The 26,980-nt window shown below is 40.0% G+C and carries 24 protein-coding genes and 1 pseudogene; 21 read left to right on the top strand and 4 right to left on the bottom strand.

Features of this window, described 5'->3' with window-relative positions; translation table 11 throughout:
* Window position 1: 1 nt before the first annotated feature.
* From gcvPA to glyA, 7 genes are read left to right on the top strand one after another with little or no spacing between them, the layout of a single operon-like run.
* A complete protein-coding gene (gcvPA, locus tag LMF89_RS19460) occupies window positions 2-1,348 on the top strand; it encodes an aminomethyl-transferring glycine dehydrogenase subunit GcvPA (protein WP_229536524.1) in 1,347 nt (448 codons plus the stop codon).
* The gene (gene gcvPB / locus LMF89_RS19455) at window positions 1,345-2,796 is read left to right on the top strand and encodes an aminomethyl-transferring glycine dehydrogenase subunit GcvPB (RefSeq protein WP_229536523.1); all 1,452 of its coding nucleotides are present in this window, start codon (window positions 1,345-1,347) and stop codon (window positions 2,794-2,796) included. The genes gcvPA and gcvPB overlap by 4 nt, the downstream gene beginning before the upstream one ends.
* Window positions 2,784-3,647 carry a LipS1 family lipoyl synthase gene (gene lipS1 / locus LMF89_RS19450; protein ID WP_229536522.1) on the top strand — a complete coding sequence of 288 codons (864 nt, stop codon included), beginning with the start codon at window positions 2,784-2,786 and terminating at the stop codon, window positions 3,645-3,647. Before gcvPB ends, lipS1 begins: the two co-directional genes overlap by 13 nt.
* Window positions 3,644-4,618, top strand: coding sequence for a LipS2 family lipoyl synthase (gene lipS2 / locus LMF89_RS19445; RefSeq protein WP_229536521.1), 975 nt, complete (start codon window positions 3,644-3,646; stop codon window positions 4,616-4,618). Before lipS1 ends, lipS2 begins: the two co-directional genes overlap by 4 nt.
* Window positions 4,599-5,429: a lipoate--protein ligase family protein gene (locus LMF89_RS19440; protein WP_229536520.1), complete on the top strand. Its 831-nt coding sequence runs from the start codon at window positions 4,599-4,601 to the stop codon at window positions 5,427-5,429. The genes lipS2 and LMF89_RS19440 overlap by 20 nt, the downstream gene beginning before the upstream one ends.
* 17 nt (window positions 5,430-5,446) lie before the next feature.
* Window positions 5,447-6,844 carry a dihydrolipoyl dehydrogenase gene (gene lpdA, locus LMF89_RS19435; RefSeq protein ID WP_229536519.1) on the top strand — a complete coding sequence of 466 codons (1,398 nt, stop codon included), beginning with the start codon at window positions 5,447-5,449 and terminating at the stop codon, window positions 6,842-6,844.
* Window positions 6,845-6,897: 53 nt separating this feature from the next.
* Window positions 6,898-8,130 (top strand): serine hydroxymethyltransferase, encoded by a 1,233-nt coding sequence (gene glyA / locus LMF89_RS19430; RefSeq protein WP_229536518.1) that lies wholly within the window; start codon window positions 6,898-6,900, stop codon window positions 8,128-8,130.
* Window positions 8,131-8,246: 116 nt separating this feature from the next.
* Here glyA and LMF89_RS19425 read toward each other — a convergent pair whose 3' ends face one another.
* A complete protein-coding gene (locus LMF89_RS19425; protein ID WP_229536517.1) occupies window positions 8,247-8,972 on the bottom strand; it encodes an MIP/aquaporin family protein in 726 nt (241 codons plus the stop codon).
* 468 nt (window positions 8,973-9,440) lie between these two features.
* Here LMF89_RS19425 and LMF89_RS19420 point away from each other — a divergent pair, with 468 nt between their 5' ends.
* From LMF89_RS19420 to LMF89_RS19385, 8 genes and pseudogenes are all read left to right on the top strand, one after another.
* Window positions 9,441-10,484 carry an aliphatic sulfonate ABC transporter substrate-binding protein gene (locus LMF89_RS19420; protein WP_229536516.1) on the top strand — a complete coding sequence of 348 codons (1,044 nt, stop codon included), beginning with the start codon at window positions 9,441-9,443 and terminating at the stop codon, window positions 10,482-10,484.
* Window positions 10,485-10,494: 10 nt separating this feature from the next.
* Window positions 10,495-11,334 (top strand): ABC transporter ATP-binding protein, encoded by an 840-nt coding sequence (locus LMF89_RS19415; protein WP_229536515.1) that lies wholly within the window; start codon window positions 10,495-10,497, stop codon window positions 11,332-11,334.
* Entirely contained in the window at window positions 11,246-12,040 is a 795-nt protein-coding gene (locus tag LMF89_RS19410; protein WP_229536514.1) for an ABC transporter permease, read from the top strand. The genes LMF89_RS19415 and LMF89_RS19410 overlap by 89 nt, the downstream gene beginning before the upstream one ends.
* Window positions 12,041-12,098: 58 nt before the next feature.
* On the top strand, window positions 12,099-13,787 hold the full coding sequence (locus LMF89_RS19405) for an adenylyl-sulfate reductase subunit alpha (RefSeq protein WP_229536513.1): 1,689 nt from the start codon (window positions 12,099-12,101) through the stop codon (window positions 13,785-13,787).
* Entirely contained in the window at window positions 13,771-14,085 is a 315-nt protein-coding gene (locus LMF89_RS19400; RefSeq protein WP_007958359.1) for a 4Fe-4S dicluster domain-containing protein, read from the top strand. The genes LMF89_RS19405 and LMF89_RS19400 overlap by 17 nt, the downstream gene beginning before the upstream one ends.
* Before the next feature lie 10 nt (window positions 14,086-14,095).
* A complete protein-coding gene (gene cysD / locus LMF89_RS19395) occupies window positions 14,096-14,896 on the top strand; it encodes a sulfate adenylyltransferase subunit CysD (RefSeq protein ID WP_229536512.1) in 801 nt (266 codons plus the stop codon).
* Between the two features lie 46 nt (window positions 14,897-14,942).
* The gene (locus LMF89_RS19390; protein ID WP_229536511.1) at window positions 14,943-16,670 is read left to right on the top strand and encodes a sulfate adenylyltransferase subunit 1; all 1,728 of its coding nucleotides are present in this window, start codon (window positions 14,943-14,945) and stop codon (window positions 16,668-16,670) included.
* Window positions 16,671-17,142: 472 nt separating this feature from the next.
* Window positions 17,143-18,893 (top strand): annotated as a pseudogene (locus LMF89_RS19385) (BamA/OMP85 family outer membrane protein).
* 229 nt (window positions 18,894-19,122) lie between these two features.
* Here the strand turns inward: LMF89_RS19385 and LMF89_RS19380 are convergent.
* Together LMF89_RS19380 and LMF89_RS19375 are read right to left on the bottom strand one after the other, a co-directional pair.
* On the bottom strand, window positions 19,123-20,112 hold the full coding sequence (locus LMF89_RS19380) for a sodium:calcium antiporter (protein WP_229536510.1): 990 nt from the start codon (window positions 20,110-20,112) through the stop codon (window positions 19,123-19,125).
* A 351-nt stretch (window positions 20,113-20,463) separates the two neighbouring features.
* Window positions 20,464-21,000 carry a hypothetical protein gene (locus tag LMF89_RS19375; RefSeq protein ID WP_229536509.1) on the bottom strand — a complete coding sequence of 179 codons (537 nt, stop codon included), beginning with the start codon at window positions 20,998-21,000 and terminating at the stop codon, window positions 20,464-20,466.
* 253 nt (window positions 21,001-21,253) lie between these two features.
* On the opposite strand from LMF89_RS19375, the gene fosX reads away from it, so the two are divergent.
* From fosX to LMF89_RS19355, 4 genes are all read left to right on the top strand, one after another.
* Window positions 21,254-21,661, top strand: coding sequence for a FosX/FosE/FosI family fosfomycin resistance hydrolase (fosX, locus tag LMF89_RS19370; RefSeq protein ID WP_439651944.1), 408 nt, complete (start codon window positions 21,254-21,256; stop codon window positions 21,659-21,661).
* 380 nt (window positions 21,662-22,041) lie between these two features.
* Complete coding sequence (gene fabF / locus LMF89_RS19365; protein WP_229536507.1) at window positions 22,042-23,274, top strand: beta-ketoacyl-ACP synthase II; 1,233 nt, start codon at window positions 22,042-22,044, stop codon at window positions 23,272-23,274.
* A gap of 22 nt (window positions 23,275-23,296) precedes the next feature.
* The gene (locus tag LMF89_RS19360) at window positions 23,297-24,196 is read left to right on the top strand and encodes a helix-turn-helix domain-containing protein (protein ID WP_229536506.1); all 900 of its coding nucleotides are present in this window, start codon (window positions 23,297-23,299) and stop codon (window positions 24,194-24,196) included.
* 192 nt (window positions 24,197-24,388) lie between these two features.
* The gene (locus tag LMF89_RS19355) at window positions 24,389-25,351 is read left to right on the top strand and encodes an AEC family transporter (RefSeq protein ID WP_229536505.1); all 963 of its coding nucleotides are present in this window, start codon (window positions 24,389-24,391) and stop codon (window positions 25,349-25,351) included.
* A 163-nt stretch (window positions 25,352-25,514) separates the two neighbouring features.
* Here the strand turns inward: LMF89_RS19355 and LMF89_RS19350 are convergent, their stop codons facing one another.
* Window positions 25,515-25,727: a DUF6471 domain-containing protein gene (locus LMF89_RS19350; RefSeq protein WP_229536504.1), complete on the bottom strand. Its 213-nt coding sequence runs from the start codon at window positions 25,725-25,727 to the stop codon at window positions 25,515-25,517.
* 159 nt (window positions 25,728-25,886) lie between these two features.
* Between LMF89_RS19350 and LMF89_RS19345 the strand changes: the two genes are divergently transcribed.
* Both LMF89_RS19345 and LMF89_RS19340 read left to right on the top strand, forming a co-directional pair.
* Window positions 25,887-26,180: a hypothetical protein gene (locus tag LMF89_RS19345; protein ID WP_229536503.1), complete on the top strand. Its 294-nt coding sequence runs from the start codon at window positions 25,887-25,889 to the stop codon at window positions 26,178-26,180.
* A 117-nt stretch (window positions 26,181-26,297) separates the two neighbouring features.
* The gene (locus LMF89_RS19340) at window positions 26,298-26,657 is read left to right on the top strand and encodes a hypothetical protein (protein ID WP_229536502.1); all 360 of its coding nucleotides are present in this window, start codon (window positions 26,298-26,300) and stop codon (window positions 26,655-26,657) included.
* The last annotated feature ends 323 nt before the right edge of the window (window positions 26,658-26,980 follow it).

Below are 26,980 nucleotides of genomic sequence, written 5' to 3'. Positions count from 1 at the left end.
AATGGCTTGGAGTTATCTTCCTCATACAAAAGCTGATAGACGTGAGATGCTAGATGCTGTTGGCGTCGATTCAGTGGAAAAATTATTTGAAGACGTACCAGCCGATTTGCGAATGACCAGGACATTAAAGTTGCCGCCAGCCCTGCCTGAACAGGGTTTAGTTAAACATCTCAAAGCACTGGCAAAAGCGAATGCCAATCTTCAAGAATTAACCTGCTTTCTAGGTGCAGGAGCTTATGACCATTATATTCCCAGTGTAGTTCATCATATCATTGGACGCTCTGAATTTTACACTGCCTACACGCAATATCAGCCAGAGATTTCCCAGGGCTATTTGCAGGCGTTATGGGAATACCAATCAATGATCTGTGAGATTACAGGTATGGAAGTGGCTAATGCCTCCATGTATGATGGCGGTACCGCTGTTGCTGAAGCCGCTATGATGGCGTGTGCCAGTTCTAAGAAAACGGCAATTGTAATGGCCGAGGCCGTCCATCCCCATTATCGGGAGACATTTCTGACCTATGCCAAGGATAAAAAGATTGAACTTAAACTGGCGCCATATAGCGATGGCTTGACTGATTTAAACAAGATGCCCCAGATGATAGATGATTCGACAGCGGCTGTTGTCGTGCAATTTCCTAATTTCTTTGGCTGCATTGAGGATTTGAAAAGAATCGCAGAAATGGCCCACGCTAAGGGAGCATATCTGATTGCTGTTGTTGATCCTATTTCTATGGGGCTTCTAGAATCTCCCGGTGCGCTAGGTGCAGATATCGTAGTCGGAGAAGGTCAAGGTTTGGGAATTTCAATATCTTTTGGCGGTCCATATCTCGGTTTCTTTGCAACAACGGAAAAGCTCATGAGAAAAATGCCTGGTCGAATTGTCGGTCAGACAGTAGACAACAGAGGCAATCGTGGTTTTGTACTGACGCTTCAAGCTCGTGAACAACATATTCGGCGTGAAAAAGCTACCTCCAATATTTGCTCCAACGAAGCACTTTGCGCTTTGACATCTGCTGTTTATATGAGTACTTTGGGCAAAGCTGGTTTACAGGAGATTGCAGCACAATGCATTCAAAAAGCCCATTATGCATATCGTTCACTGACAAGTTTAAAAGGATGTGAACCTGTATTCTCGGGAGCGTTCTTTAAAGAATTCGCTGTCAGGCTGAATAAACCAGTTTCCCAAATTAATAAAAAATTGTTGGCTAAAGGAATCTTAGGAGGACTGGATCTTAGTAAATACTATCCTGAACTTGAAAACTGCATGCTCGTCTGTGTTACTGAAAAACGTAGCAAAGAAGAGATAGACGGGTTGGTTCGTGAAATGGGGGAAGTGTTATGAAAACAAAACAGTCGACTATATTCGAAATCAGCAAGCCTGGGCGTTTTGCCTTAGATCTGCCAAAAAGTGACGTTCCCACTTATGAGATTGAAACACTTGTACCAGCTAACCTCCTAAGATCAAAATACGCGGAACTTCCGGAGGTAAGCCAACCAGATGTAATGAGGCATTATACCGCCCTCTCAAATCGAAACTTTGGTGTTGACTCGGGATTTTATCCCCTTGGTTCATGTACGATGAAGTATAATCCTAAAGTGAATGAAGATGTTTGCCGGTATCCGGGCTTTGCAGATATTCATCCTTTGCAGGATGTTGAGTCAATGCAAGGTGCGTTAGAACTTCTATATCAAATGGAACAGTATTTAGCAGAAATTGCCGGAATGGATGCGGTTACAATGCAGCCTGTGGCGGGTGCCCATGGTGAGTTGACAGGATTAAAACTCATCAGGCAGTATCATCGCTCGCGGGGTGAAGTAAGAACTAAAGTGATTGTGCCTGACTCTGCTCATGGTACAAATCCGGCCACCGCAGCTGTTTGTGGATTGGAAATCGTTGAAATTAAGTCCAATGATGACGGTTCAATTAACCTAGATGCGCTAAAAGCTGCTGTGGGTTTAGATACTGCGGCATTGATGCTTACTAACCCGAGTACTTTAGGTTTGTTCGAAAAAAACATCAAAGAAATTGCCCAAATCGTTCATGCTGCCGGCGGACTGTTATATTACGATGGGGCTAATACGAACGCAGTAATGGGGATTGTGCGTCCAGGCGATATGGGTTTTGATGTAGTACATATTAACCTCCATAAAACCTTTTCTACGCCCCACGGCGGCGGCGGACCTGGCTCTGGGCCTGTCGGTGTAAAAAAAGAGTTAACTCCATTTTTGCCTGTTCCCATAATAACCTTCGATGGGGGAAAATATGATCTGGAATATGATCGACCTCTCTCCATTGGAAGAATGCATTCTTTTTACGGTAATTTCGGAGTGATTGTACGGGCCTATGCCTATATCCGGACGATGGGACCAGATGGACTTCGGCAAGCAAGTGAAGATGCCGTTCTAAATGCAAACTATTGTTTAAGTCAATTAAGAGAAGACTACTACGCTCCCTTTGACCGGTATAGTATGCATGAATGCATAATCACCTCTAAAAATCAAAAGCAGTTTGGCGTAAAGACGCTGGATATCGCAAAACGACTATTGGATTATGGGTATCATCCGCCAACCATTTACTTTCCGCTTATCGTTGATGAAGCGATAATGATTGAACCTACCGAGACGGAGAGTAAAGAAACGCTGGATGGTTTTATTAAGGCTATGCGGGAAATAGCGAAAGAAGCGAGAACTGACGTAACGCAAATTCTTAATGCTCCCCACGACACTGTTGTGGGAAGGCTTGATGAAACTGCGGCGGCACGGAAACCGGTAGTAAGATGGAAACCTTAGATTTGCTGGCCCAAGAGGGGTGGCGGATTAGGCAGCAAAATTTTCAGTCAAATATTAAATTTTCATATCCTAATGAAACCAAAGCTGTAAGTGTTACAGGCGGTACATGTAGTTTAAACTGCGCACATTGCGGAGGTCACTATTTAAAGGGGATGAAGGCACTTCAGGATATCCCTGAGGGGAATGGAATTACAGCACGCAGCCTTTTAATCAGCGGCGGGTGTACAGCCGAAGGCAAGGTTCCCATCGCTGAGCATATAGCCAAAATTGCGGCAATGAAACAAAAGATGAAGTATAACGTACATGTTGGTCTGGTTGACGAGGAAGACATTCAGAAAATAGCTAAGGTAGCGGACAAAGTTTCTTTTGATTTTATTGGGGATGATGCAACGATAAAAGAAGTTTTAGGAATTGATCGTACCGTTTCAGATTATGCTGCGTGCTACCAGAAACTTAGGAAAAGTTGTTCTGTGATTCCCCATATATGCATTGGACTTCATGGCGGCGAGATTAGAGGTGAGTACCAAGCGATCAGGCACCTAAAAGCACTTGGAGTAGACGGGATTACTTTTATTGTATTTACTCCAACGAAGGGTACACGTTTTGCCGAATGTAAGCCCCCATCTATTGAAGATGTATTAAACATACTGGCTAGCGCGAGAAGAGAGCTTCCCGCGCTGCCGATTCATCTTGGATGCATGCGGCCAGGAGGTGCTTATCGTCAGGAATTAGATTTATGGGCAGTTCGCTTAGGGATCAACGGCATTGTAAATCCAGTTTCAGGGGCGGTACGGTTGGCTCAAAATCTCGGATTGATGATAGAGCGGCGAGAGGAGTGCTGTGTATTATGACGTTATGGAAGTTATCTGCGGGAACAGCCAGTGTAATTGGTAAAAAACGAATCAAAAGTGAAGCGCTTCCCAATACCGCCTATATTATGCTGGGTGATAAATGTCGCAACAACTGCAGCTTTTGTTCCCAGTCTCAGAGCAGCAGTGCAAGAGGAGATCTTTTATCTAGAATAACATGGCCTGCCTTTGATGCGAACGAAGTTACATCAGGTATTTCCTCAGCCTATTCTAAAGGAGATTTAAAAAGAGTCTGCCTCCAGGTTGTTAACAGCGAAAATAGTTGGGATGCTACGTTAGAAGCAGTACGAAAATTAAGTGCAGATGGTCCTAAGCCTATCTGCGTGTCAAATCATATCGAGGATGCTGGGCAGGCCGCCGAAATGATTGCAGCAGGAGCTGAAAGAATTTGTATCGCAATCGATGCTGCCACTTCGGAGATCTACCGACTTGTTAAAGGTCAAGACTGGGAAGAAAGAATCCGTTTGTTGCAAGAGTGCGCGAGTACTTTTCCGGGAGCCGTAACGACTCACCTGATCGTCGGACTTGGTGAGACGGAAGAAGAAGCGGTGAATTTTATCGCTGATTGTATTGAACTCGGAATCACTGTGGGGTTATTTGCTTTTACACCGATACCAGGCACGGCTATGGCTGACAAGAGGCCCCCTTCCATCTCTCACTACCGGCGGGTGCAAATTGCTCATTATCTTATGCGTAAAGGCTATTGCCGCAGTACAATCCGCTTTACAAACGGAAAAATTAGCAGTTACAACGTTTCTGATTTAGTTAAGATGCTGGCCGATGGAAAGGCTTTTGAAACCACCGGCTGCGCTGACTGCAATCGACCGTATTATAATGAACGGCCTGGCGGAATTATGTATAATTATCCTCGGCCGCTCACCAGAAAGGAAATCGAGCAAGCGATAATGGAGAGCGGTATAGGCGGTGAATCTTATGGTTTGGCGTGTTCTTGATACTGGCATAAACGATGCTGCCTTGAATATGGCAATCGATGAAGCAATTCTGTTGGCTCATAGCGCGGGAGACGTTCCTCCTACCCTCCGATTTTACGGCTGGAAACCAGCCGCAGTAAGTTTGGGATATTTTCAAAAAGCAAAATCCGAGATTGATCTAGAACAATGTGATACATTGGGCATCGATGTAGTAAGAAGATTGACGGGAGGTCGGGCAGTATTGCACGAAACGGAATTGACCTACAGTATTGTCGTCAAAGAGGATTATCCTCTCATACCCCAAACTATAACGGCATCATACCGGTATTTTAGTAATGGACTTCTTGCCGGCTTGGAAAAGATGGGTATTAGAGCGCAGATGAGTATGCCACGCGGGGCGTATGGTAAGGTAAGAGAAAAGGATCAACATTCATCTGCCGCATGTTTTGATGCTCCATCCCATTATGAAATTACTTATGAGGGACGCAAGCTGATTGGCAGTGCCCAAGTTCGTAAACATGGCGTCATACTTCAGCATGGATCAATTTTGTTACATTTCTCTGCTGAAAAACTTGCCGCTGTACTGAAGGTTTCTTCCTCCCAGAGACGACAACTAATGATCGGAATGCTGTCTAGCGGCGTGACATCGATTGATCAAATTCGAGGGTGCCATACAACATGGGAGGAGACGCGTGATGCTGTAATGGCTGAATTTGGTCCGAAGATCGGCGTTGATACCCAAAGAGGATGCCTGACCCAAAAAGAAGTAGAAACCAGCAAAATGCTTATAGAATCCAAATATAGTCAATCGCAATGGAATTTACTGCGTTAATGAAGGAGGGGAAAGGCATGAGTTATGATGTAGCCGTTATTGGCGGCGGTCCGGGCGGATATGTAGCGGCCATTCGGGCGGCGCAGTTAGGCGCTAAGGTTCTTTTGATAGAGAAAGATCAATTGGGCGGTGTCTGCTTAAACCGGGGCTGCATTCCTACCAAGACGCTCTTGAAAAGCGCCGAAAAATGGCGTGATCTACAACATTACAATGAATTTGGTCTTACGGCCGACAATATTGGCTTTGATTTTAAATTGGTGACCAAGCGCATGAATCAGGTAGTAGAGCAGATGCAAAAAGGAATTGGGCAATTGATAAAAAGTAATGGTATTGATTATAAAGTCGGAAGGGCAAGTCTTACAGCCCCTAATCAAATAAACGTGAACACGAATTCAGGTACTGAGCAGTATTCTGCTCGGAAAATCATATTGGCAACTGGTTCTGTGCCAATGGGTTTGCCAGTACCGGGAGGCGAATTGCCAGCGGTTATCAATAGTGATCAATTATTGGCAATGAACCAGGTGCCTGAAAATATGGTTGTTATTGGTGCGGGAGCAGTTGGGATTGAGTTTGCGGCAATTTTCCAGTCATTTGGCTGCAACATCACTGTGATTGAAATGCTGCCGAACATATTGCCGAATATCGATAATGAAATCGTAAAACGTATGGCGCTGCTCTTGCGCAAGCAGGGAATTAACATGTTGACCAATACCCGTGTGACTGGAATTAAACCTGGAAATAGGGGCGCCATTGTAGAGATTTCTAATGGAACCACTACGCAGCAAATTGAAACGGAAAAGGTGCTGGCCTCAATCGGAAGAATTCCGGTGGTTTCTGGGTTAGGCTTAGATGAGGTCGGAATTGAGTATACTTCCAAGGGTATTAAGGTCAATGCAAAAATGGAGACAAACGTTGAGGGCGTTTATGCAATTGGAGATGTCACAGGAGAATACATGTGGGCACATGCTGCCTCAGCTGCGGGGATGATTGCTGCAGAAAACGCCTGCGGACAAAATGTAACGGTAGACTACAAGGCAGTTCCGGGGTGTATATACACGACACCTGAAGTGGCTATGGTGGGACTAACCGAGCAGGAAGCACTGGCTCAGGGAAATGAGTTCAAAGTAAGTAAGTTTAATTTCGCTGCGAATAGTAAAGCAGTATCAATGGGTGAAACCGACGGTATGGTAAAAATCATTGCCGATAGGATAACGGATGAGGTTTTGGGAATGCATATTCTAGGAGCCCATGCCAGTGACTTAATTATGGAAGGGGTACTGGCAATTCAAAACAAACTGCCAGTGAAGGCAATTGCACATACCATCCATCCCCATCCCAGTTTGTCCGAAACCATTATGGAATGTGCCCATGGAATTAACGGCGCTATTGTGCATCAAGTGAAAAGAAAAGCATAACTGGATTGTTCTACTGAAGAAAAGCCAGTAAATATAGAAGGTGGAGGGAAAGCATGATCAAATTGAAAGAATTTGACCCTGAACTTGCTGAAGCGATTGAGCTTGAGAAAAACAGGCAACAGAATAAATTGGAACTAATTGCTTCAGAAAATTTTGTAACCCCAATGGTCATGGAAGCGATGGGAACGGTATTGACCAATAAGTATGCGGAAGGATATCCTGGTCATCGCTACTACGGCGGGTGTGAATATGTAGACATTGTTGAAAGGCTGGCGATTGAAAGGGCAAAGAAAATATTTGGGGCGCAGCATGCCAATGTCCAGCCTCATTCTGGGGCGACAGCAAATACCGCAGTATATTTTGCTTTTTTAAAACCTGGCGATACCATTATGGGAATGAACTTATCCCATGGAGGACATTTGACTCACGGCAGTCCTGTCAGTATTTCCGGTAAGTATTTTAATGTGGTTTCCTACGGAGTTAATCCTGACAGTCATCTGATCGATTATGATGCAGTACGGGAGTTGGCTCTGATTCACAGGCCGAAAATGCTTGTGGCTGGAGCAAGTGCATATTCTAGAGTGATTGATTTTAAACGTTTTGGTGAAATTGCAAGAGAAGCTGGCGCAATGCTATTTGTAGATATGGCACATATTGCAGGGCTGGTGGCAGCCGGAATTCATCCGAGTCCGATTCCTCATGCTGATATTGTGACTACCACGACTCACAAAACCTTAAGAGGACCTCGGGGCGGTATTATTCTCTGCAAGGAGGAGTATGCAAAAGCGATAGACAAAGCAGTGTTTCCTGGGATTCAAGGTGGCCCGCTCATGCATGTCATTGCCGCAAAAGCAGTTGCATTAAAAGAGGCGATGCGTCCGGAATTTTGCGACTACCAAAAGCAAGTGGTCAGTAATTCAAAGGCATTGGCGCAAACTCTAAAGAATACAGGTTTTGATCTGGTATCTGGCGGAACTGACAATCATCTGATGCTTGTCGATGTTAGGAAGCAGAATCTTACGGGAAAGGCAGCCGAAGGATTACTGGATGAAGTCGGTATTACGGTGAATAAAAACACCATTCCTTTCGAGACAACAAGTCCCTTTATAACGAGCGGAATTCGGATTGGTACGGCAGCGGTAACCACACGGGGCATGGAAGAGATCGCTATGAAGAAAATTGGGAAAACCATAGCAGCGGTACTTGAAAATCCTGAAAACAAAGAAGTGCATGAGCAAGCTAAAGTTGAAGTACGTTTACTTTGCCAGGAATTTCCTCTTTATTAAGAGTAAAGGAATGTCATTAGCCTTGGAACGTTAGTATGGGAGAAAACATAATGAGAAAGGAGCAGCTAATTGATAGCTGCCCCTTTTTTACGCAAGACCAAAATTGTCATAGTATCTTAGATAATGCCAAGACCTTTGGATACAACAAATGCTGCTAATCCGCCGATCATAGGTCCAACAATAGGGACCCAGGAATAGGACCAATCCGAATCTCCTTGGCCAGCAATTGGGCATATTGCATGTGCAATACGAGGTCCTAAATCACGGGCAGGATTCATTGCATAACCTGTTGTACCGCCGAGGCAGGCACCTAAACCCAAAATCAAAACAGCAACCATATAAGGGCCAAAGCCGGGGCTCATTGCACCTACATTCTTGGAGAACATAGCGAATACGGAAAATACGAGCATAAAGGTAGCAATAATCTCACAAATCAGATTCTGGGAATAATTGCGAATTGCGGGTCCAGTACAAAAAACGGCTAACTTTACGCCCTTATCTTCTGTAATTTCCCAGTGACCTCGGAAAAATAGCCAAGTAATGCAACCGCCAAGCACGCCACCAGCAATTTGAACAAGCATGAGGGTGATTGCCTCGCCGGTTGCATAGCCTCCGTTTAACATTTTGGCAAAGGTTACTGCCGGATTGAGATCGCCTTGGCCACCTAAAGCAACAGATACAAATACTCCCATAAGTACACCTACTGCCCAGCCTACAATGATATTAATCCAACCAGCGCCTTCTGCCTTTGAACCTTTTAGTAGTGAATTTGCAACTACCCCATTACCAAAAATAATAAGAACTGTGGTACCTACAAATTCTCCTAAAAATGGAGTTGTCATAAATTGAAATCCTCCTTAAAAATTTACTACCTTATCTAAATCCGTGTAACCTCCTTTTTGCAATATTTTTTGTTTTCACATATATCTGTATTTGCGAATTTTCTGAAACAACCTGCAGTAAAAATTGCTTCTTTCCATTACATTCTTGCCGTGCTGATTCTTCGAAAATTCAAGTTAATTTTCCGAAATCCTCAGAATTATGGTTTAAACAAAGAATATAGGATATTTTTGCCGACATTCGCTAAATATAAAACTTTTAAAGATGCTATAGAGTCGTATGATTACAAAAATGGGATTCGGGAAAAATAGAAAATTCTTATTGACACAAAGAAATCCGGATGATATACTGAGAAAAATTAAATGAACAGCCGATTGGAAAACCAAAGGCTAAGAATGTCCCTCTCTAGCAGAGGCATTCTTAGTCTTTTTTATTTTATAATACAGCATAAGAATTTAAGGAGGGTCACTATGAAGTTAGTAAAGTTTGGTGTAGTTATGGCGTTAGTTCTTGCAGTTGCAGGGGGCTTGAGTGGATGCTCTAGTACTACGAATACTGCAGAAAACAAAGGTACAAAAGTTAGAATTGCTCATTTTCCAAATATTACTCATTCTCAGGCTCTTGTTGGTAAGGCAGATGGTCAGTTTCAAAAAGCGTTTGGGGATGCGAATCCGATTGAATGGAAAACTTTCAATGCAGGCCCAGCGGAAATTGAGGCCTTATTTGCAGGAGAAGTTGATATCGGCTATATTGGACCAGGCCCTGCTATTAATGGTTATACAAAATCAAAAGGTGATTTGCAAATTATTGCTGGGGCAACTGATGCAGGAGCTATTTTAGTAACAAGAAAAGATTTAGTGTTAAAGAATGTAGGAGAACTTAGCGGCAAAAGGGTTGCAATTCCTCAGTTTGGCAATACCCAGGATTTATCTTTACGGCATATTTTACAAGAAAATGGTTTGAAAGATACTACAAAAGGCGGCACTGTAGAAGTAAGACAGGCTGACAATCCTGATATTAAAACGTTATTAGATAAAGGCGACATTGACGCGGCTCTTGTTCCAGAGCCATGGGGCGCTCGTCTTGTCAATGAAGTGCAAGCCAATATCTTATTAGATCATAAACAAGTTTGGAGAGATGGAAACTATACTACAGCCGTTGTAGTAGCAAATTCAAAATTCATCAAGGAACATCCAGATCTAGTGGAAAAATTTCTGCGGACTCACGTAGAATTGACCGATTACATTAATGAAAATCCCGATAAGGCTAAGGACACAGTAAATAGTCAAATCAAAGAATTAACTGGCAAACCGCTGGCGAAAGAAGTTTTAGATGCTTCCTTTACAAGATTAACCGTCACAAATGATCCTGAAAAAGAGTCTGTGATTGGTTTTGTAAAATTGTCGGTAGATGCAGGCTTTCTCAAGACTGCACCGGATTTAAAAGATTTGTTTAATCTTAAACTTCTAAATAAAGTTTTAAAAGAAAAAGGGCTACAAGAAATAGGGGACTGAGGTGTTATTGATGAGTGTAGTAGTAGAAAATATCAGTAAGAGCTTTATTACTAAAAATGATACGATAAATACTCTTAGTAACATTAATGTTGAGTTTCATAAAGGAGAGTTTGTTTGTATTCTAGGTCCCTCTGGGTGCGGGAAGTCGACTTTGCTCAATATTATCGCTGGATTAGAGAAGGAAACCTCAGGCAGAGTGATTTGCAACGGGAAAGAAGTCAAAGGAGCCGGTCCTGATCGAGTCGTTATGTTTCAGGAACCGGCCCTGTTTCCCTGGTTAAAAGTAATTGATAATGTTGAATTTGGCATGAAACTAGCTGGTATTCCCAAGGATGAACGAAGAGAAAAAGCCATGAAATACTTAAAAATGGTGCATCTTACCCGCTTTCAAAACTGTTATATACACGAATTATCAGGCGGTATGAGGCAGAGGGTGGCCTTGGCTAGAGCACTGACCCTTGATTCAGATATTCTGCTGATGGATGAACCCTTTGCTGCACTGGATAGTCAGACGAAGAATATCCTGCAGTTAGAACTGCAGCAGATTTGGCTGGAAACCAAAAAAAACATTATCTTTGTTACTCATAATGTGGAAGAGGCGGTTCTCTTAGCCGATCGGGTTATTGTCATGTCAGCCAATCCAGGAGCGATAAAAAAAGAGTTTCATATCCAGCTTGCTCGTCCAAGGCAGCCAGACAATATTGATTTAGCTTATCTTGCAGCAGATATTATGAAAGAATTAAAAGAGGAGGTGGAGAAGGTTGCCAAAGCTGAATTCGACACTAATTGGACTAGTAAAAAAGATCTTGTTTTACCTGATTCTGATAGCGATATGGGAACTGGCATATAAGATAGGAGTAGATTGGCTCAGGTTATGGAAGCCGTATATATTTCCTTCTCCCATCGCTGTCTTTACCACCTTATGGAGCTTAATAATAGATGGAACGATGAGCATTGCCGTATTGGCAAGTGCAAAACGAATTTTTCTGGGCTATATGTTATCCATTACCATAGGGATTTTTGTTGGTCTGGCGATTGTTCGGTTTAAATATTTAGATGAAAATGTGAGTCCATTGATCTTAGGACTACAAACCTTGCCGAGTATTTGCTGGCTGCCTTTTTCTATCCTTTGGTATGGATTAAATGAAAGTGCTATTATCTTTGTTATCACCATTGGGTCAACCTTTGCGGTATCCATTGCCATCGAATCGGGTATGAAGAATATAAATCCTTTGTTTGTGAGGGCTGCAAAAACCATGGGGGCCAAGGGCTTTAGTCTCTATTGGAATGTGATTATTCCAGCGAGCCTTCCTAGTATTATTTCAGGACTAAAGCAAGGTTGGTCTTTTGCCTGGAGAGCTCTCATGGCAGGAGAAATGATCTCTGCTACGAAAGGTCTGGGGCAGGTTCTCATGGTCGGACGGGATTTAGCTGATATCAGTCAGGTTATGGCGATTATGATTGTGATTGTTATTCTGGGAGTTGCGGTAGATAAGCTGATCTTTGGTAGAATGGAAATCAATATTAGACAAAAATGGGGCTTAGATAAAGCCTAGTAATAAGAAGAGCTGTGTGAAAGGCAAGTACTGTCAAGAGAAAGTAGGTAGCATATCTATGAATTTGAAAACTAAGAATCTTGAGACTGATATTCTAATCGTTGGGGGCGGAACAGCAGGCTGTTTTGCCGCAATCACCATTGCTGAGAATTCAGATGCAAAAGTAATCATTGCAGAAAAAGCAAATATAAAGCGCAGCGGCTGCTTAGCAGCAGGGGTCAATGCACTAAATGCCTACATTGTAAAGGGGCAGACTCCTGAAACCTATCTTACCTATGCGAAAAACGATGCAGAAGGCGTGGTAAGAGAAGATCTTGTATATACCATTGCCCAGAAACTGAATCAGGTGACAAAAAAGGTTGAGGATTTAGGCCTTGTTATTTTGAAGGATGAAGCTGGGGAGTATGTTTCTCGCGGCAATCGCAATATCAAAATAAATGGTGAAAATATAAAACCCATTCTTGCGGATGCAGTAAGTAAGATTCCTAATGTTACTGTGATCAATCGCATGAATATCATTGATTATATCCTGCAGGATGGAAAAATTATAGGCGCATATGGATTTTCTCTTGATACCGCTGTTTTATACGTAATCTCGGCAAAAGCTGTTATCTGTACTACGGGAGGGGCTGCAGGACTTTATAAACCCAACAATCCTGGATTTTCTAAACACAAAATGTGGTACTCTCCCTTTAATACAGGGGCTGGATATGCCATGGGCATTCGAGCAGGCGCTGAAATGACAACGTTTGAAATGCGATTTATTGCACTTCGCTGTAAAGATACCATTGCCCCTACTGGAACCATTGCCCAAGGAATTGGAGCGCAGCAGACGAATAGCAAGGGAGAAGAATACGAGAAGAACTACGGTATTCCAAAGACCTCGATTCGAATGTACTCTACAGTAATGGAAAACCAAAAAGGCAAAGGCCCTTGTTATTTGCAGACCCTGGGTATTAGCCAAGAACAAGAACAGGACCTATATAAAGCCTATTTAAATATGTCTCCAGCGCAGACCTTGTCATGGCTGGAAAATGGAAAGGGACCCGCCAATGAGAATGTTGAAATTGAAGGAACCGAACCTTATATTGTTGGTGGTCATACAGCAAGTGGGTATTGGATAGATACGAATAGAGCTACAACGATTCAGGGACTTTATGCTGCTGGTGACGTAGCTGGAGGCAGTCCTCAAAAATATGTGACAGGATGCTTTGCAGAAGGTGAAATTGCAGCCGTTGCTGCTGTAGCTTATATACAAGGCATAGTAATTACCCCACCTGACTTGCAGGAGGTTGAAAGAAAGGCAGAAGCTGTTAATGCTTTTTTTAGAAACGAACAAGGTCTTTATACGGTGGAAGAAATCGAAGAGGCTATGCAGAAAGTTATGGATCAATATGCAGGCGGAATTTCTTCCGGCTATGTTTTTAACCTTAGTAAACTGCAAGTGGCAAAAAGACAGATTAAAGACTTATTGCAGCTTAGTTATAAGCTTAAAGCCCATGATTTACACGAACTGATGCTGATTTACGAAGTGATTGACCGATTGTATGTTTGTGATACATTAATTCAGCATTTAGGCGCAAGAAAAGAGACGCGATGGCATACGTTTCAAGAAAATGCTGATTATCCTGAGCGAGATGATGTCAATTGGCTGAAATATGTAAATTCACGTTTTTCTAAGGGCGAAGTCAAAATAATACTGCGAGATTTAGTAAAGAAGGATGACATCTATGAGCATAAAGATTGATCGTCATAAATGCACCGGCTGTGGAAAATGCCGAGAGGTTTGTCCTGGTAGTTTGTTAGCAGAAGATCCTGCAGGAAAGACCCAGATCAAATATCCTAAAGAATGTTGGGGCTGTACTTCCTGTGTCAAGGAATGCAACTTTAATGCAATCCAGTATTATCTGGGAGCGGATATGGGGGGCAAGGGGAGTTTTCTATACACAAAGCAAGAAGGTCAACTCTTACATTGGATCATCGTTGCACCAGATGGCAGTAAGCAAATACTCACCATCGATAAGAGACAGGCTAATGCCTATTAGGAGGAAAAGTATGGATCATTTAGATAGACTCGAGGCTCAGAGTATTTTTATATTGCGAGAAGCCTATAAAAAATTTGGTAAGCTAGGAATGTTATGGTCAATCGGTAAGGACTCAACGGTGATGTTGTGGCTGGCTAAGAAGGCGTTCTTTGGTCATTGCCCATTTCCGTTTATTCATGTGGATACGACTCATAAAATTCCGGAAATGATTGTATTTAGAGATCGAATGGCTAAAGAGTATAATATCGAATTGATTGTCCATAAAAATGAAGAAGCCCTAAACGCAGGGATGGGACCTCATCAAGGTCGATTGGTCTGTTGTAAAGCACTGAAAACAGATGGTCTGCAGCAGGTAGTTACCAAATATGAATTTGAAGGTCTAATTTTAGGGATTCGTCGGGATGAAGAAGGATCACGTTCCAAAGAGCGAGTCTTCAGTGAACGAAATAAAGATTCGGAATGGGACTATACAAATCAGGCACCCGAATTATGGGATCAATTTAAGACCGATTTTCCTAAAGGGAATCATATTAGGGTACATCCTATTCTTCACTGGAATGAAATGGACATTTGGGCTTACATTGAAAGGGAAAAAATCGAATTAGTAGATTTATATTTCGCTAAAAATGGCAAACGATACAGAAGCCTGGGATGTGCTCCATGTACAGGGCAAATTGATTCCAATGCGGTTACAGTTGCTCAGATTATTGAAGAATTGAAAAATACGAAAGTGGGCGAAAGAGCAGGCAGGGCTCAAGATCAGGAAGATTCATATGCCATGCAAAAACTCCGTAAAGATGGATACATGTAAGATGCGGCCTGTGGAGTAATGAGAGAATCGTGTAGGAGGAAAGTCAATGGATATTGCTAGAGAAGTATTAAATATTGTTGTTGTCGGACATGTAGACCATGGGAAATCTACAGTAATCGGTCGTTTGCTATATGATACAAAATCCCTTCCAGAAGGTGCTATCGATCGGGTTAAGAGAATTGCGAAGGAAAAGGGAAAACCTTTTGAATATGCATATTTATTGGACGCTTTTGAGGAGGAACAAAAACAGGGTATTACAATTGATACTACACAGCTTCAATTTCGTACGGATAAACGAGATTATGTGATCATTGATGCGCCTGGTCATAAGGAATTCTTGAAGAATATGATATCCGGAGCTGCCAGTGCCGAAGCTGCGCTCTTAATTATTGATGCGAACGAAGGCATTCAGGAACAATCCAAACGGCATGGTTATATCTTATCGCTGTTAGGAATTCAAAAAGCCTACGTATTAGTGAATAAGATGGATCTAATACAGTATTCCGAAGAAAAGTTTAATGCGATTAAGCAGGAAATGAATGAGTTTTTAACGAGTCTACATGTTTATCCATTAAAATATATACCCGTTTCTGCTTTTCATGGAGAAAATATAACTGCTTCATCGGATAAAATGCCATGGTATAAGGGAGAGCCCGTTTTAAAAGCCATTGATTTATTTGAGAAGGATAAAGGGCTAGAGGGTAAACCTTTGCGTTTCCCCATACAAGATGTATATAAGTTTGATAGCAGGAGAATTATTGCAGGCAGAATTGAAGCGGGTACCTTACGAACAGGAGATGAAATTTTAATCTCTCCTAGTAATAAGGTAACGAAAGTGAAAAGTATAGAGTATTGGGTGGAAAAAGATAAAGTAGATCAGATCTCTGCTGGAATGTCTGTGGGGATTACCGTAGAGGATGAGTTTTTTAACCAACGGGGTGAATTTATCTCTCATACCTATGATGCCCCAATTACTTCTGATACCTTTAAAGTTTCTCTCTTCTGGATGGGAAAAAATGATTTAGTAAAAAATAAGGAATACAAGCTCAAATTAGCCACACAAGAAGTAGAATGTGAAATTTATGTGATTAATAAAGTGATTGATGCGACTACATTAGAAAACCTGGAAAATGCCAGCCAGGCAAAGACCAATGATGTAGCGGAAGTAACGATCAAGACCAAAAGGGAAATCTGTTTTGATGAATTTAGAAACAATCAAAATACAGGCAGATTTGTCATCGTGGATGGTTATGATGTCTGTGGCGGCGGGATCGTTACTGGTTTAGCACAAGAAAGACAATCTGTCAGCAAATTCTTAAAACAAGATGATGAAATAGCAGCCAAGTGCTTTGATGAATATTACTATGTATTTACTGAGGGCGGGATTAAGAAAATTGAAGGTGTGCCTCATTCTTTTAACATAGGGGATGTTATACCTTCCACGGGTGTAACCTATGAATATCCAGCAGATTTCAATGTAGTAGATATAAGAACCGGTCTTACAGCAATCATCAGAAAATCCAAATTACAGGATATCATCTCACTGAAGCATTTGACCTATGAACAGAGTCCTTTCATTGATTCACAAGGTGCTTTTATTAAAATTCATTCTGAAGAGGATTTTAATAACTTTGCAGCAGATCTTGAAAAATTGCAACAGTCGGAAATCAGCAGGACGGCAGCTTTTGCCAATCAATGGTTTGATTTTATGAAATTTAGACAAATCCGATATTTGACTGCGGCCAAGTCTTTAGAAATTGAATACCAAATATAGATACAATGAATTGCTGATTGGAACACCAAAGGCTAAGAGGCTCAGCGATATGGAAAAAAGAACTGAGTGAGCTTATTTTATATTGGCTTAAAGACCATGCTGCTTTGTGATAAGAAACCCATTAAAAGAATAAATACTGATGAAAAGGATGTACGAGTTGGTACATCCTTGTTTTTTTCGTAACAATCGAAAATAAAAAAGAATATTCAAATAGAATGAATATATAATTGTCGATAGATTGTAACAAAACAGTAACAAATTTCTTTTATAATATGAAAAATAAGGAAAGTTACTTTACTTGGTAAGCCTGATTTGTGGAAAAGAATAGGAGGGAATAAATCGGATTATAATTGATAATGATGATTTTGGGATGGGATCCTCCTTATGGTTCTTGGCGGCATGGACCGGGGTCAAGGGATAGACGGTGGTAAAGTGACGAATGGTTTGGCTAAACGTAATTGAGGAGAAATAAATGAAAAAAAGATGGTATAGTCGGTATGTATTAATAGCAGCAATATCCATTATCGCAGGTCTGCCCGGTACTTTGGTTTATGCTGCGGATTTTACTGGCAAGCAAATTGTTGATGTAAGTATTAGTGACAATAAAACATTACACGATCTTTCTGTGGTGAAACTAAAACCAGGGGATACATTCAATGCCGAGATTATTCAGCAGGATCTAAAAACCATTTATGATCTTGGCAGTTTTTATGATGTACAAGCCCAGTTTATTGAAGTACCAGAAGGCATTAAAGTGATATATGTTGTTACTGAGAAGATGATGATAAAAAGTATTGATTTTGTAGGAAATAAAGTAGTTTCAAGTGAAACCCTGCAGAACCTATCTAAAGGAATGATTGGCAATCTTAGCGATAATAAAATAATTGATGAAAAAGTACAAGCCATTGAGCAGTATTATCACGATCAAGGATATATATTAGCCAAGGTGAGTAATATTACAGTGGATCAAGAAGGAGTACTTAAGGTTTTCATCAATGAAGGTATGGTTGAAGGCATTATTGTAAAAGGCAATGAGAAAACAAAAAAGCATGTTATTACTCGTGAAATAAAATTAAAAGAACAAGATGTTTTTAATGCTAAGGATGCAAAGCGGAGTTTACAAAGATTGAATAATCTTGGATTCTTCGAAGATGTAAATATGAAATTGAATCCTGGCAGAGAGCCGAATGCCGTTATCGTCCAGGTAGATGTTAAGGAACAGAAAACCGGAACCTTTACGATTGGCGGAGGCTATAGTGAAAGTGACGGCGTGACAGCGGTTATCGGAGTGGGAGATAGTAATTTTAACGGATCTGGCAATAAGGTCAACCTAAACTTTCAGCACGGTTACTCCAGTATCGCTGGTACAGGCTGGAGTCTCAATTTTACGAATCCTTATATCGATAAGAAAGAAACATCATTAAGTGTGGATCTATTTAATTCAGTTAATGAAGTGAGTGATTATGGGCTGGATGGCGACAATACAAAACTTCGCTCTACCTATTATCGCAGGTCTCGAGGCTTTAATATTACATTAGGGCGCCCTGAAGGGGAGCATGTAAAGAATTATATTACCCTTACGAAACGGAAAGATCTTTATATCGAGCATGAGTCGGGAACTGTAGACTATTCAGCAGCGTATGGGGAAGATGGCTACGATGCTAATTACGCAGACTATATCCAAAAGAATTTTGGTGAAGTACATAGCGTAACCTTAGCAAGAGTATATGATACTCGTGATAATGTTTTTAGTCCTACAGAAGGGCAGCGTATTTAACAAGTGAATTTGCGGGAAAAGCTCTTGGCGGTGAATTTGATTTCAACAAATACATCCTTGACGGACGCAAATATTTTAAAGTTGGTGGTCAGCAAGTTTTGGCATTCCAAGTAACAGCCGGTACTAGTTCGGGAGACCTGCCTGATGCTAGCAAATTTTCTGTAGGTGGTATCGATACGCTGCGTGGTTATGAAGATAATGAATTTAAAGGCGATAAAATGTTTACCGCTACAGCCGAATATCGCTATCCAATAGCAAATAAGGTACAAGGTGTTGTTTTTGCAGATGCTGGTAACGCCTGGAGTGGTAGTTATAATTTAAATGATTTGAAGTATAGTATTGGAGCAGGGATACGCGTAAACACACCTGTAGGACCAATACGTGTTGATTATGGATATGGGAAAGAAGGCGGAAGGTGCCATTTTAGCTTTGGTACTCAATTCTAAAAGTTGTTACGGACATGTATAGTAAAGGCTTACCAGGGAGTTAGATATTAAAGAGGATAGCCGATTTTAATTAAAATCGGCTATCCTCTTAGCTATGTTCTAGGTTTAAAACTTTAGTTTAATCGGATGACTATGTAATATTCCAGCTAAAGTCTTTCTGGTATAGGGCCATTTACTTATAATTGCTATGTAATTTTTGATAAGAGTCGATGATTATGAATATCATACCTTATTTTATAAAGAAAATACAGGAAAATAGGAGATAGAAACCGCCTGCGTAGACTAAACGCTGGGGTGATAGTTTGTCCTGTTTTAAAGTTAGTAATAAGTAAAAAATAGAGAGCAGCGTCATACAGCCCGCCCAGATAAGATGAAAATCGAATAACCAAGGAGTAAAAAATAACCCTAAGGCAGTTGGAATGGTGGCCTGTATCATCATTGCGCCACTAATATTACCTAAGGCAAGAGTTTCTTTTCCTTGCCTTACCCATATCACCGCATTTAATATTTCAGGCAATTCCGTAGCAATCGGACTGATCAATAGAGAAAGAATCAATGGAGACATATTCCAAGAAACACTAAGAGCTTCTAAATTTTTAACAAAAAGATGAGAACTGATAAAAATAAGCATTAATGAAATAAAGGTTTGGGATAATACCCAAAATACAGTTGGATCTTTCTTTTTCGGTTGAAAGGTCAATGGCTCCATAACCTCTTCTGAGATAACACATTCTGCTCCCATCTCTTTATAAAAATAAAATGCATAGGCCGATAAAAATAAGATGCCTGCCAAGGGTTTGAGACTAAAGATGAAAAGACCCATTAATACTTTAAAGATAAAGATGGATACAAACCATAGCTGGTCTCGGCTCAATTTTTTGCTGTCAATATCAATCTCGACTCCTAAATCTCGCTTCTTGCGGAAAAAGATAATACAGAGTCCCACTACCGCATAAGAAATGGTTCCCAGTACAAGAGGGCCACCCAAAGCGGCTCCAATACCAATATCTTTTTGCTCAGCACTGGAATTAAAGGCGACTGCCATCAGAGTTACAACACTTTCCGGCAAAGCGGTTCCAAAGGCTGCCAAAATAGTTCCTACGGCACATTGTGCAACGTTAAATTTTCTGCCAAACCATTCAATGGCATTGACAAACAATTCACAGCTGTAATAGATCACGATAATAGCTACTAATAATGTTACATAAAGATTCAGCATATAACTACCTCCCATTTTGATATGTAAGGGCAAATAAAAAAAGACTTTTGGTGCTCTTAAAAAGCACCAAAAGTCTCATTACGCAAATAGCGGGTACTACCAGGTTGTTACACCATTATGTTGACAGCACCTATATTAATTACTCCCCTTTGATAAATTAAGTATAATGCTTTTTCTTATTATCGTCAAGATTGGGCAGGGCTATGCAAACTAGAAGAAGTGTATCTGTTAAAATCATAGCCAGTAAGCAGGAATTATCATGAACTACCAGAAACTATAGTGTAAAAGAAATAAGGAAATAAAAAGATTAGACTGGCAACAGGAGTGTTGTCAGTCTGATCGGATACTGTCTTAAAATTTGTGGTTAATACCAAAGCCTACACCATCCCGCGTTGAGGAATGATCGTGTTTATCGGATTTATATCCAAGATTAAGAGAGGTTTTACCATCCATCGCATAGTTTAATCCTGTTTGCCATCCAGTCTCTACACTGTTTGTTATTACAGATGCATAGCCATCTAATCTAGGAGCTAAATTTGCACTCACGCCGACACCATAGAAGAATTTATCCGATTCTCCACTATAATTTCTATCGCCAGCAATCAGGCGTACATTATTGTCTAATTTATAGTGGACATAGATATCGGTAGTATGGGAGCCATAGTATGATGAATAACCATTTCTCTCAATGCCAGCAGTAAATTTATCTGAAAGAGCATTTTCTATATAAAAACTATCATCGTCTATGCCGTATCCATTTTGATCCAAATTATAATGATTATACCCAATTGTGGTTTCTCCTGGAGCAAGATCCGTAAGCGGTGCAGCATATCCAATGCTGGTAGCCAACATAGTACCTGCCATAAGAGTGAATATTTTCTTTTTCATGAGTAATCCCCCTAAAAATTCGTAAGTAGTGTCTTTTTTATGAAATAAAAGACTAAAGTTGATTTGATATATGTAAATGATCGGCTTTGCATCGGATTATTGGGCAAAGGATGTACTATGATTTCTAAATGAACCGATGCTGTGCCGATCAGTTGATGTATGTAGAATAACATGGAAGTATGACAAAAGTATGACAAAGAGAAATATTTGGACTATATAGTCCAGTTATTTCAGTTTATATCTGACAAAGGAGATGTTCGTAATGGAAGGCATAAGCCATATTACTTTTATTGTAAAAGACTTGGAGAAAACAGCAGCTTTTTTAAGACATATCTTTGAGGCTCAAGAAGTCTACTCCAGTGATGATAAGAGGTTCTCAATCGCAAAAGAAAAGTTTTTCCTAATTGCTGGTCAGTGGTTTGCTGTCATAGAAGGGGAACCTTTAAAAGAGCGGACTTATAACCATGTAGCATTCAAAATTAAAGAAGAAGAGTTTACCCTATATGAAGAACGTGTAAAAACACTAGGTGTAGATTGCAGACCTCCCAGAGCAAGGGTGGAAGGCGAGGGACGCTCCTTATACTTTTACGATTTTGATAATCACCTGTTTGAATTGCATACAGGAACTCTTATCGAAAGATTAAAAAGATATGAAAAATGAAAAAGGACTCACTTTGGCAGTAAGTCTTTTAGATAGCAGAATGTATAAGTTTCATGGTGGAAGAATATAAGATTCTATGAACCACAAAGGCTCAATGCTGCTGATGCGGCTTTCGAATATCTAGTTCCATAAAATCATTAATTGTAGCCATTTATGTATTCTCCTAATTTCAGTTTCGATTTTAGATGTATCTATTACACTATCTTCTTGAATTTATACTTAGAATCCTGCTTGATTATGACTATAGATAGTAGCAAGAATTGTTCATTATTTAAAAATAAATATGTTACAGTTAGGTCAAGGTATAATACAAAAATATCTGATGAAATGTTGTCTTGTGACACGAAAAAACGTATAAAGTGAGCATAGGAGGATATACAATGAATAGACGTGTAGTGATTACAGGGATGGGATCCGTATCTTCGTTAGGATGTGGTGCAGATGCTCTTTGGCAGTCCATTAAACAAGGAAAATCCGGCATTAGCAGAATTGAGAGAATTGACGTCTCTGATTTACCTACCCAGGTAGGAGCTGAGATAAGGGACTTTGACCCCAATCCGTTTCTAGACAGGAAAGAAGTAAAACGGATGGACCGATTTACACAATATGCTATAGCTGCCACGCAAATGGCAGTTGAAGAAGCAAAGATTGATTTTGCTAAAGAAAACAAAAAACGTATTGGTGTTATGATTGGAACGGGTATTGGTGGTATCGAAACCATTGAAAGTCAGCACAGTTTGCTTTTAGAAAAAGGGACCAGCAGAATCAGTCCTTTTTTGATACCGATGATGCTGCCCAATATGGCTGCGGGACTGGTTGCGATTCGATACGGTCTTAAGGGATTTGCAGAATGTACTGTTTCAGCCTGTGCCTCTTCTACCAATGCAATTGGTGACGCTTATAAAATCATTCAAAGAAATGCTGCTGATGTGATGATTGCAGGTGGTACGGAAGCATCTATTACAAGATTAGCAATGGCTGGTTTTTGTGCCATGAAAGCAATGACTACGAATCAGGATGCTGCCTCTGCTTCTAGACCTTTTGATTTAGAACGTGACGGATTTGTACTGGGAGAAGGTGCAGGCATCCTAATTGTCGAAGAACTAAATCATGCTTTAGAGCGAGGCGCAACAATTATTGCAGAAATTGTAGGTTATGGCTGCACCAATGATGCATATCATATTACTGCACCTGCTGAAGGTGGAGAAGGGGCTGCTGAATGTATGAAGCTGGCAATTGAAGATGCAAATGTGCAGCTTCAGGATATTGGTTATATCAATGCCCATGGCACATCGACGCCATTAGGGGACAAAAATGAAACAAGTGCTATAAAAACTGTTTTTGGAAAGCATGCATATGAGCTTGCAGTAAGTTCAACGAAATCCATGACAGGTCACTTATTAGGAGCGGCGGGAGCTATTGAAGCCATTATTACGGCATCTGCTCTAAAAGAGGGATTTTTACCGCCAACGATCAATTACAAAACGCCCGATCAGGGATGTGATCTTGACTATGTTCCAAACGAAGGAAGAAAAGCAGCTCTATCCTATGCTTTGACAAATTCTTTTGGCTTTGGCGGGCACAATGCAACACTAGTGTTAAAAGCTTTTTAAAGTTTGGGGGCTGGTCAAACAGATGATTGATATGAAAGAGACAGTAGCTGCATGTGTAAATTATATTGAAAACAATCTGAATGAGAAGATTACCTTAGATGATATTGTCCAGCATGCAGGGATCTCAAAATATCATTTGCATAGGATGTTTAAATCCTTAACTGGTGAATCCTTAATGGAATATGTTCAGTCGCGAAAACTTTCAGCAAGTGTTAATGAACTGCTTCATACCAATATGAGAATGATTGATATTGCTTTAGAGTATGGTTTTGATTATGAACAGTCCTATATCAGAGCTTTTCGTAAAAAGTTTGGGCATACCCCCTTAAAAGTACGTTTGGATAATCTATCACTCATCATTAAGGAAAAATTAAATATACATGATATTTTGTCCGTTAATAATTCGATTATCTACAAACCCTTTTTCATTTATAAACCAAAAATTTATTTGGTTGGCAATCAACATAAAATCGTAAGTAAATCTGGAGATAAGACTGCCAATGCCTATGGGAATGATTTTTATTACAATCATAAACACAAAATTGTAAATCCAGTTAATCCGCAAGTATATTTTGGCTATACAGATTGGAGCAGGAATGATGAGGGATATATTTATTATATTCCCTCCCTTCAAGTACATGATTTATCCCATATACCGGAAGGTATGAAGGGAATTACAATACCGGCTCATAAATATGTAGCCTTTCGTTTTGTTGGTTTTTTTCATCCCAATGATATTAATGGCAGGCAAGTCGGTCGATTACTAGTCCATATGTATTCCAAATGGATTTTTAAGTCCGGTTTTAAATTCGCCGATACCTTTCGCTTTGAATACATCGATACCGCCATATCAAAAGATAATTATTGTGAACTAGATATATATCAACCCATTATGGAAAATGTCAGAAATGGGTTGTCATAATCAACTTGAATGTGAACAAGGCGCATTCAAGTTTTTATAATATCAAAAATTATAAGTTTTGAAGAATGCGTTAAGATTTTTTTATACGATGAAAAAATTCAGAAAAATGAGTGGAAGGAAAATACAATTTATAACAGAATAGAACATAAATGAATAAAAATGGTGTATAAGTGATAAAAAAGAGGATCGATCATGGATATAAAGTTAAAATTGGTATATGTTTTTATGGATCTTTTACTTCCCCTCATGTTGGGGTACTTTTTTCGACGCAGGCAATACTTGAGCGAGAAAAATTGCGATAAATTGATCGTAGTTAATATTCTAGTAATCTCTACGGTTTTATCCATTCTTAGTTTCTGGGCTTTACCTTTGAAATGGGAGTTAATTTGGCTGCCTTTTTTTGGAATCCTGTTGAGTATCATTCCTGGTACTGCTGCCTATTTTGCATCAAAACACAAGTATACGAATTGTCTGGAGAAAGGAAGCTACTTAGCGTCGGCGATTTTATCTAATTCTGGAACCTTGGGCGGGCTTTGTGCCTATATTATATTTGGCGAAGCGGCTTTTGCCTACACGCAGATCGTTGGCTTAGCTCAAAATTTAGTATTGTTTTTATTTTGTTTTCCTATGGCACAATATTATCGGCAGCAAAGCTGCTCTGGAATAGAAAAACAAAAAATTACCTTTGCTTCTATGTTTTTGAATCGGAATCAGTTACCAGTTGTAGGACTCATTATTGGCATAATCCTCTGCGTAAGTGGCGTGCCGCGTCCTGCCTTTTTGGGTGCAGTATTCGACCCTTTGGTACACATTGCAGCCTGGACCGCTTTGATTCCAGCAGGATATAGTATTAACTTTTCAGGAATGAAAGAGTATTATAGCTCTACTTTTGATCTGGTACCAATAAAGTTTGTAATTACGCCGATAATCGGATACCTATTAGCCCGGGAGGTCTTTAATGATCAAGCTTTGCTTGGTACGATTTTGATTTTAGCCAGTGTACCTACAGGAATAAATGCCATTGTGACCGCCAGGCTGTACGGTCTAAATTTACATGTCTCTGGTGCAGCCTTTGTATTAACTACAGCAGTCTTTTTAGTGCTGGTGTATCCGATATTGTTTTTTTGGATTACAACGAGTAGTTTGGTTCATTGATTTTCTCTTTAAAGATCTCATCTAGAAACTTTGAATTATAAAATGGCCTATCATTAGGTAACAAAACGGACGAGAATAATTGCAAGTAAAAACCCTATAATAAAAATAATAACTCCTGAAAATCAGTGAAATACTGAATTTCAGGAGTTGTCTATATGCTAGCTTAGTCGGTATTTTTTCTCCATTCAATTTTAAGTCCTAAAACTTCGGCAATTTCCAAGGCTTCTTTATATTTTAATGTGCCTCGCGAAAGTTTGTTGCTTAAATTTTGAACAGTGTCATTGCGATCAAATTTTTCATTTAGAGCTTGAACGAGATTGCTCATAGTCCAGCCCGACTGTACGATAATTGCTTTAATATCTTCTTTTACTCCCACGATATCACTCCTTCGCAATGATTATACCATAGGGTTTAAAGATAAGTAAAAGAGTTTAAAATAAAACTTGACAGTTTATACTTCCTGGTTTAATATTTAACTATGAAGTGTAAAAACTGTAAGCGAATGATGAGGAATTAATAGTAAGGAGAGGATATTGTGAAAAAGAAAAACCTTTTTGAAAGTGCTATGGAATCTATGGAGATGGTTAGTCTAAACATACCGCTGCAGGAAGTATCAAGCGAATATTATTATTCTAATATAGCGGCTAGGGAATATGAGGGTGAACTACGTGCAGCACTACCCCAAAATTTACATTGGACATTATGTCGGCTAGTTGATAAACATAATGAAATGGAAGCTGCAAGTATAGCTCTTAGCTATAAGCAAGGATTTTCCGATTCAGTACGATTTTTTATGCAGGTATTAACCTGGGAGCCAGCGAGGCGATGAAACCTTAGTATGTCAGGTAGGTCAAGCAATGATAAGGATTTGCTCTGTCCATAAGCAAGGACTTGTGATAAAATAAGTTAAAAATGTAACGAGGATTAAATAGTTGGAGGGATATCTATGGAAAAAATATTACAGCAAATACTCGAGGGACAAACGAGTTTATTTAGTGAAATAGAAAATGTTAAAAATGAAGTAGGGAAACTTAGTAGCGAAATCGGAAATGTTAAGAACGAAGTAGGAAAAATTAATAGTGAAATCGGAAAAATTAATCAACGATTAGACGATATGCCAACCAAAGCTGATTTAGATAAAGTTATTACAGAACAACAAAAGGATATAATCGCTATACTGGAACGAACAGCAACTAAGGAGTCCATAGCCGAGTTAAGCGATGACATCGAAGCCTTAAATCGAAGAATTTTTAAGCAAGAAGCAAAGATCATCCGATTAGAAAGAGTAAAAGAGAAAAGAGCTTGAATATTTTTGCATGAATTGGAGTAACGGAGCCTGCCGTTGCTCTTTTTTGTGCAAAAATATACGGTTATTCCACAGCAGAATGTAATACATCTCTAACTAAATGGTATTAAAGATAAAAAGAGTCCGTCTGTAAAAAAATGAGACCAACCTAAAAAATATACTTAAAATACGAAAATGGCTGTCTCAGAATAGGTTTTTAAGTCTATTTTGAGACAGCTGTTTTTGGCAAATAAAAAATACAAAAAACGGCAGCCAAAACATACATAGGGGGTGTATCCCTGATTTTGTGTAAACTCCAATTGGTATAAAAAGAGCAAATATTT

The organism is Pelosinus baikalensis (assembly GCF_020819555.1).
GTDB classification, from domain to species: domain Bacteria; phylum Bacillota; class Negativicutes; order DSM-13327; family DSM-13327; genus Pelosinus; species Pelosinus baikalensis.
This window is presented reverse-complemented; position numbering and strand designations above follow the sequence as displayed.

Bases quoted from the DNA above. Each gene is read 5' to 3' on its own strand.
- LMF89_RS19405 (WP_229536513.1), top strand. From the start codon at position 12,099: ATGAATTTGAAAACTAAGAATCTTGAGACTGATATTCTAATCGTTGGG.
- LMF89_RS19420 (WP_229536516.1), top strand. From the start codon at position 9,441: ATGAAGTTAGTAAAGTTTGGTGTAGTTATGGCGTTAGTTCTTGCAGTT.
- LMF89_RS19400 (WP_007958359.1), top strand. From the start codon at position 13,771: ATGAGCATAAAGATTGATCGTCATAAATGCACCGGCTGTGGAAAATGC.
- lipS1 (WP_229536522.1), top strand. From the start codon at position 2,784: ATGGAAACCTTAGATTTGCTGGCCCAAGAGGGGTGGCGGATTAGGCAG.
- fabF (WP_229536507.1), top strand. From the start codon at position 22,042: ATGAATAGACGTGTAGTGATTACAGGGATGGGATCCGTATCTTCGTTA.
- LMF89_RS19375 (WP_229536509.1), bottom strand. From the start codon at position 21,000: ATGAAAAAGAAAATATTCACTCTTATGGCAGGTACTATGTTGGCTACC.
- LMF89_RS19440 (WP_229536520.1), top strand. From the start codon at position 4,599: ATGGTTTGGCGTGTTCTTGATACTGGCATAAACGATGCTGCCTTGAAT.
- LMF89_RS19415 (WP_229536515.1), top strand. From the start codon at position 10,495: ATGAGTGTAGTAGTAGAAAATATCAGTAAGAGCTTTATTACTAAAAAT.
- fosX (WP_439651944.1), top strand. From the start codon at position 21,254: ATGTTCGTAATGGAAGGCATAAGCCATATTACTTTTATTGTAAAAGAC.
- LMF89_RS19355 (WP_229536505.1), top strand. From the start codon at position 24,389: ATGGATATAAAGTTAAAATTGGTATATGTTTTTATGGATCTTTTACTT.
- gcvPB (WP_229536523.1), top strand. From the start codon at position 1,345: ATGAAAACAAAACAGTCGACTATATTCGAAATCAGCAAGCCTGGGCGT.
- LMF89_RS19380 (WP_229536510.1), bottom strand. From the start codon at position 20,112: ATGCTGAATCTTTATGTAACATTATTAGTAGCTATTATCGTGATCTAT.
- LMF89_RS19390 (WP_229536511.1), top strand. From the start codon at position 14,943: ATGGATATTGCTAGAGAAGTATTAAATATTGTTGTTGTCGGACATGTA.
- LMF89_RS19360 (WP_229536506.1), top strand. From the start codon at position 23,297: ATGATTGATATGAAAGAGACAGTAGCTGCATGTGTAAATTATATTGAA.
- LMF89_RS19425 (WP_229536517.1), bottom strand. From the start codon at position 8,972: ATGACAACTCCATTTTTAGGAGAATTTGTAGGTACCACAGTTCTTATT.
- lpdA (WP_229536519.1), top strand. From the start codon at position 5,447: ATGAGTTATGATGTAGCCGTTATTGGCGGCGGTCCGGGCGGATATGTA.
- gcvPA (WP_229536524.1), top strand. From the start codon at position 2: ATGGCTTGGAGTTATCTTCCTCATACAAAAGCTGATAGACGTGAGATG.
- LMF89_RS19340 (WP_229536502.1), top strand. From the start codon at position 26,298: ATGGAAAAAATATTACAGCAAATACTCGAGGGACAAACGAGTTTATTT.
- glyA (WP_229536518.1), top strand. From the start codon at position 6,898: ATGATCAAATTGAAAGAATTTGACCCTGAACTTGCTGAAGCGATTGAG.
- lipS2 (WP_229536521.1), top strand. From the start codon at position 3,644: ATGACGTTATGGAAGTTATCTGCGGGAACAGCCAGTGTAATTGGTAAA.
- cysD (WP_229536512.1), top strand. From the start codon at position 14,096: ATGGATCATTTAGATAGACTCGAGGCTCAGAGTATTTTTATATTGCGA.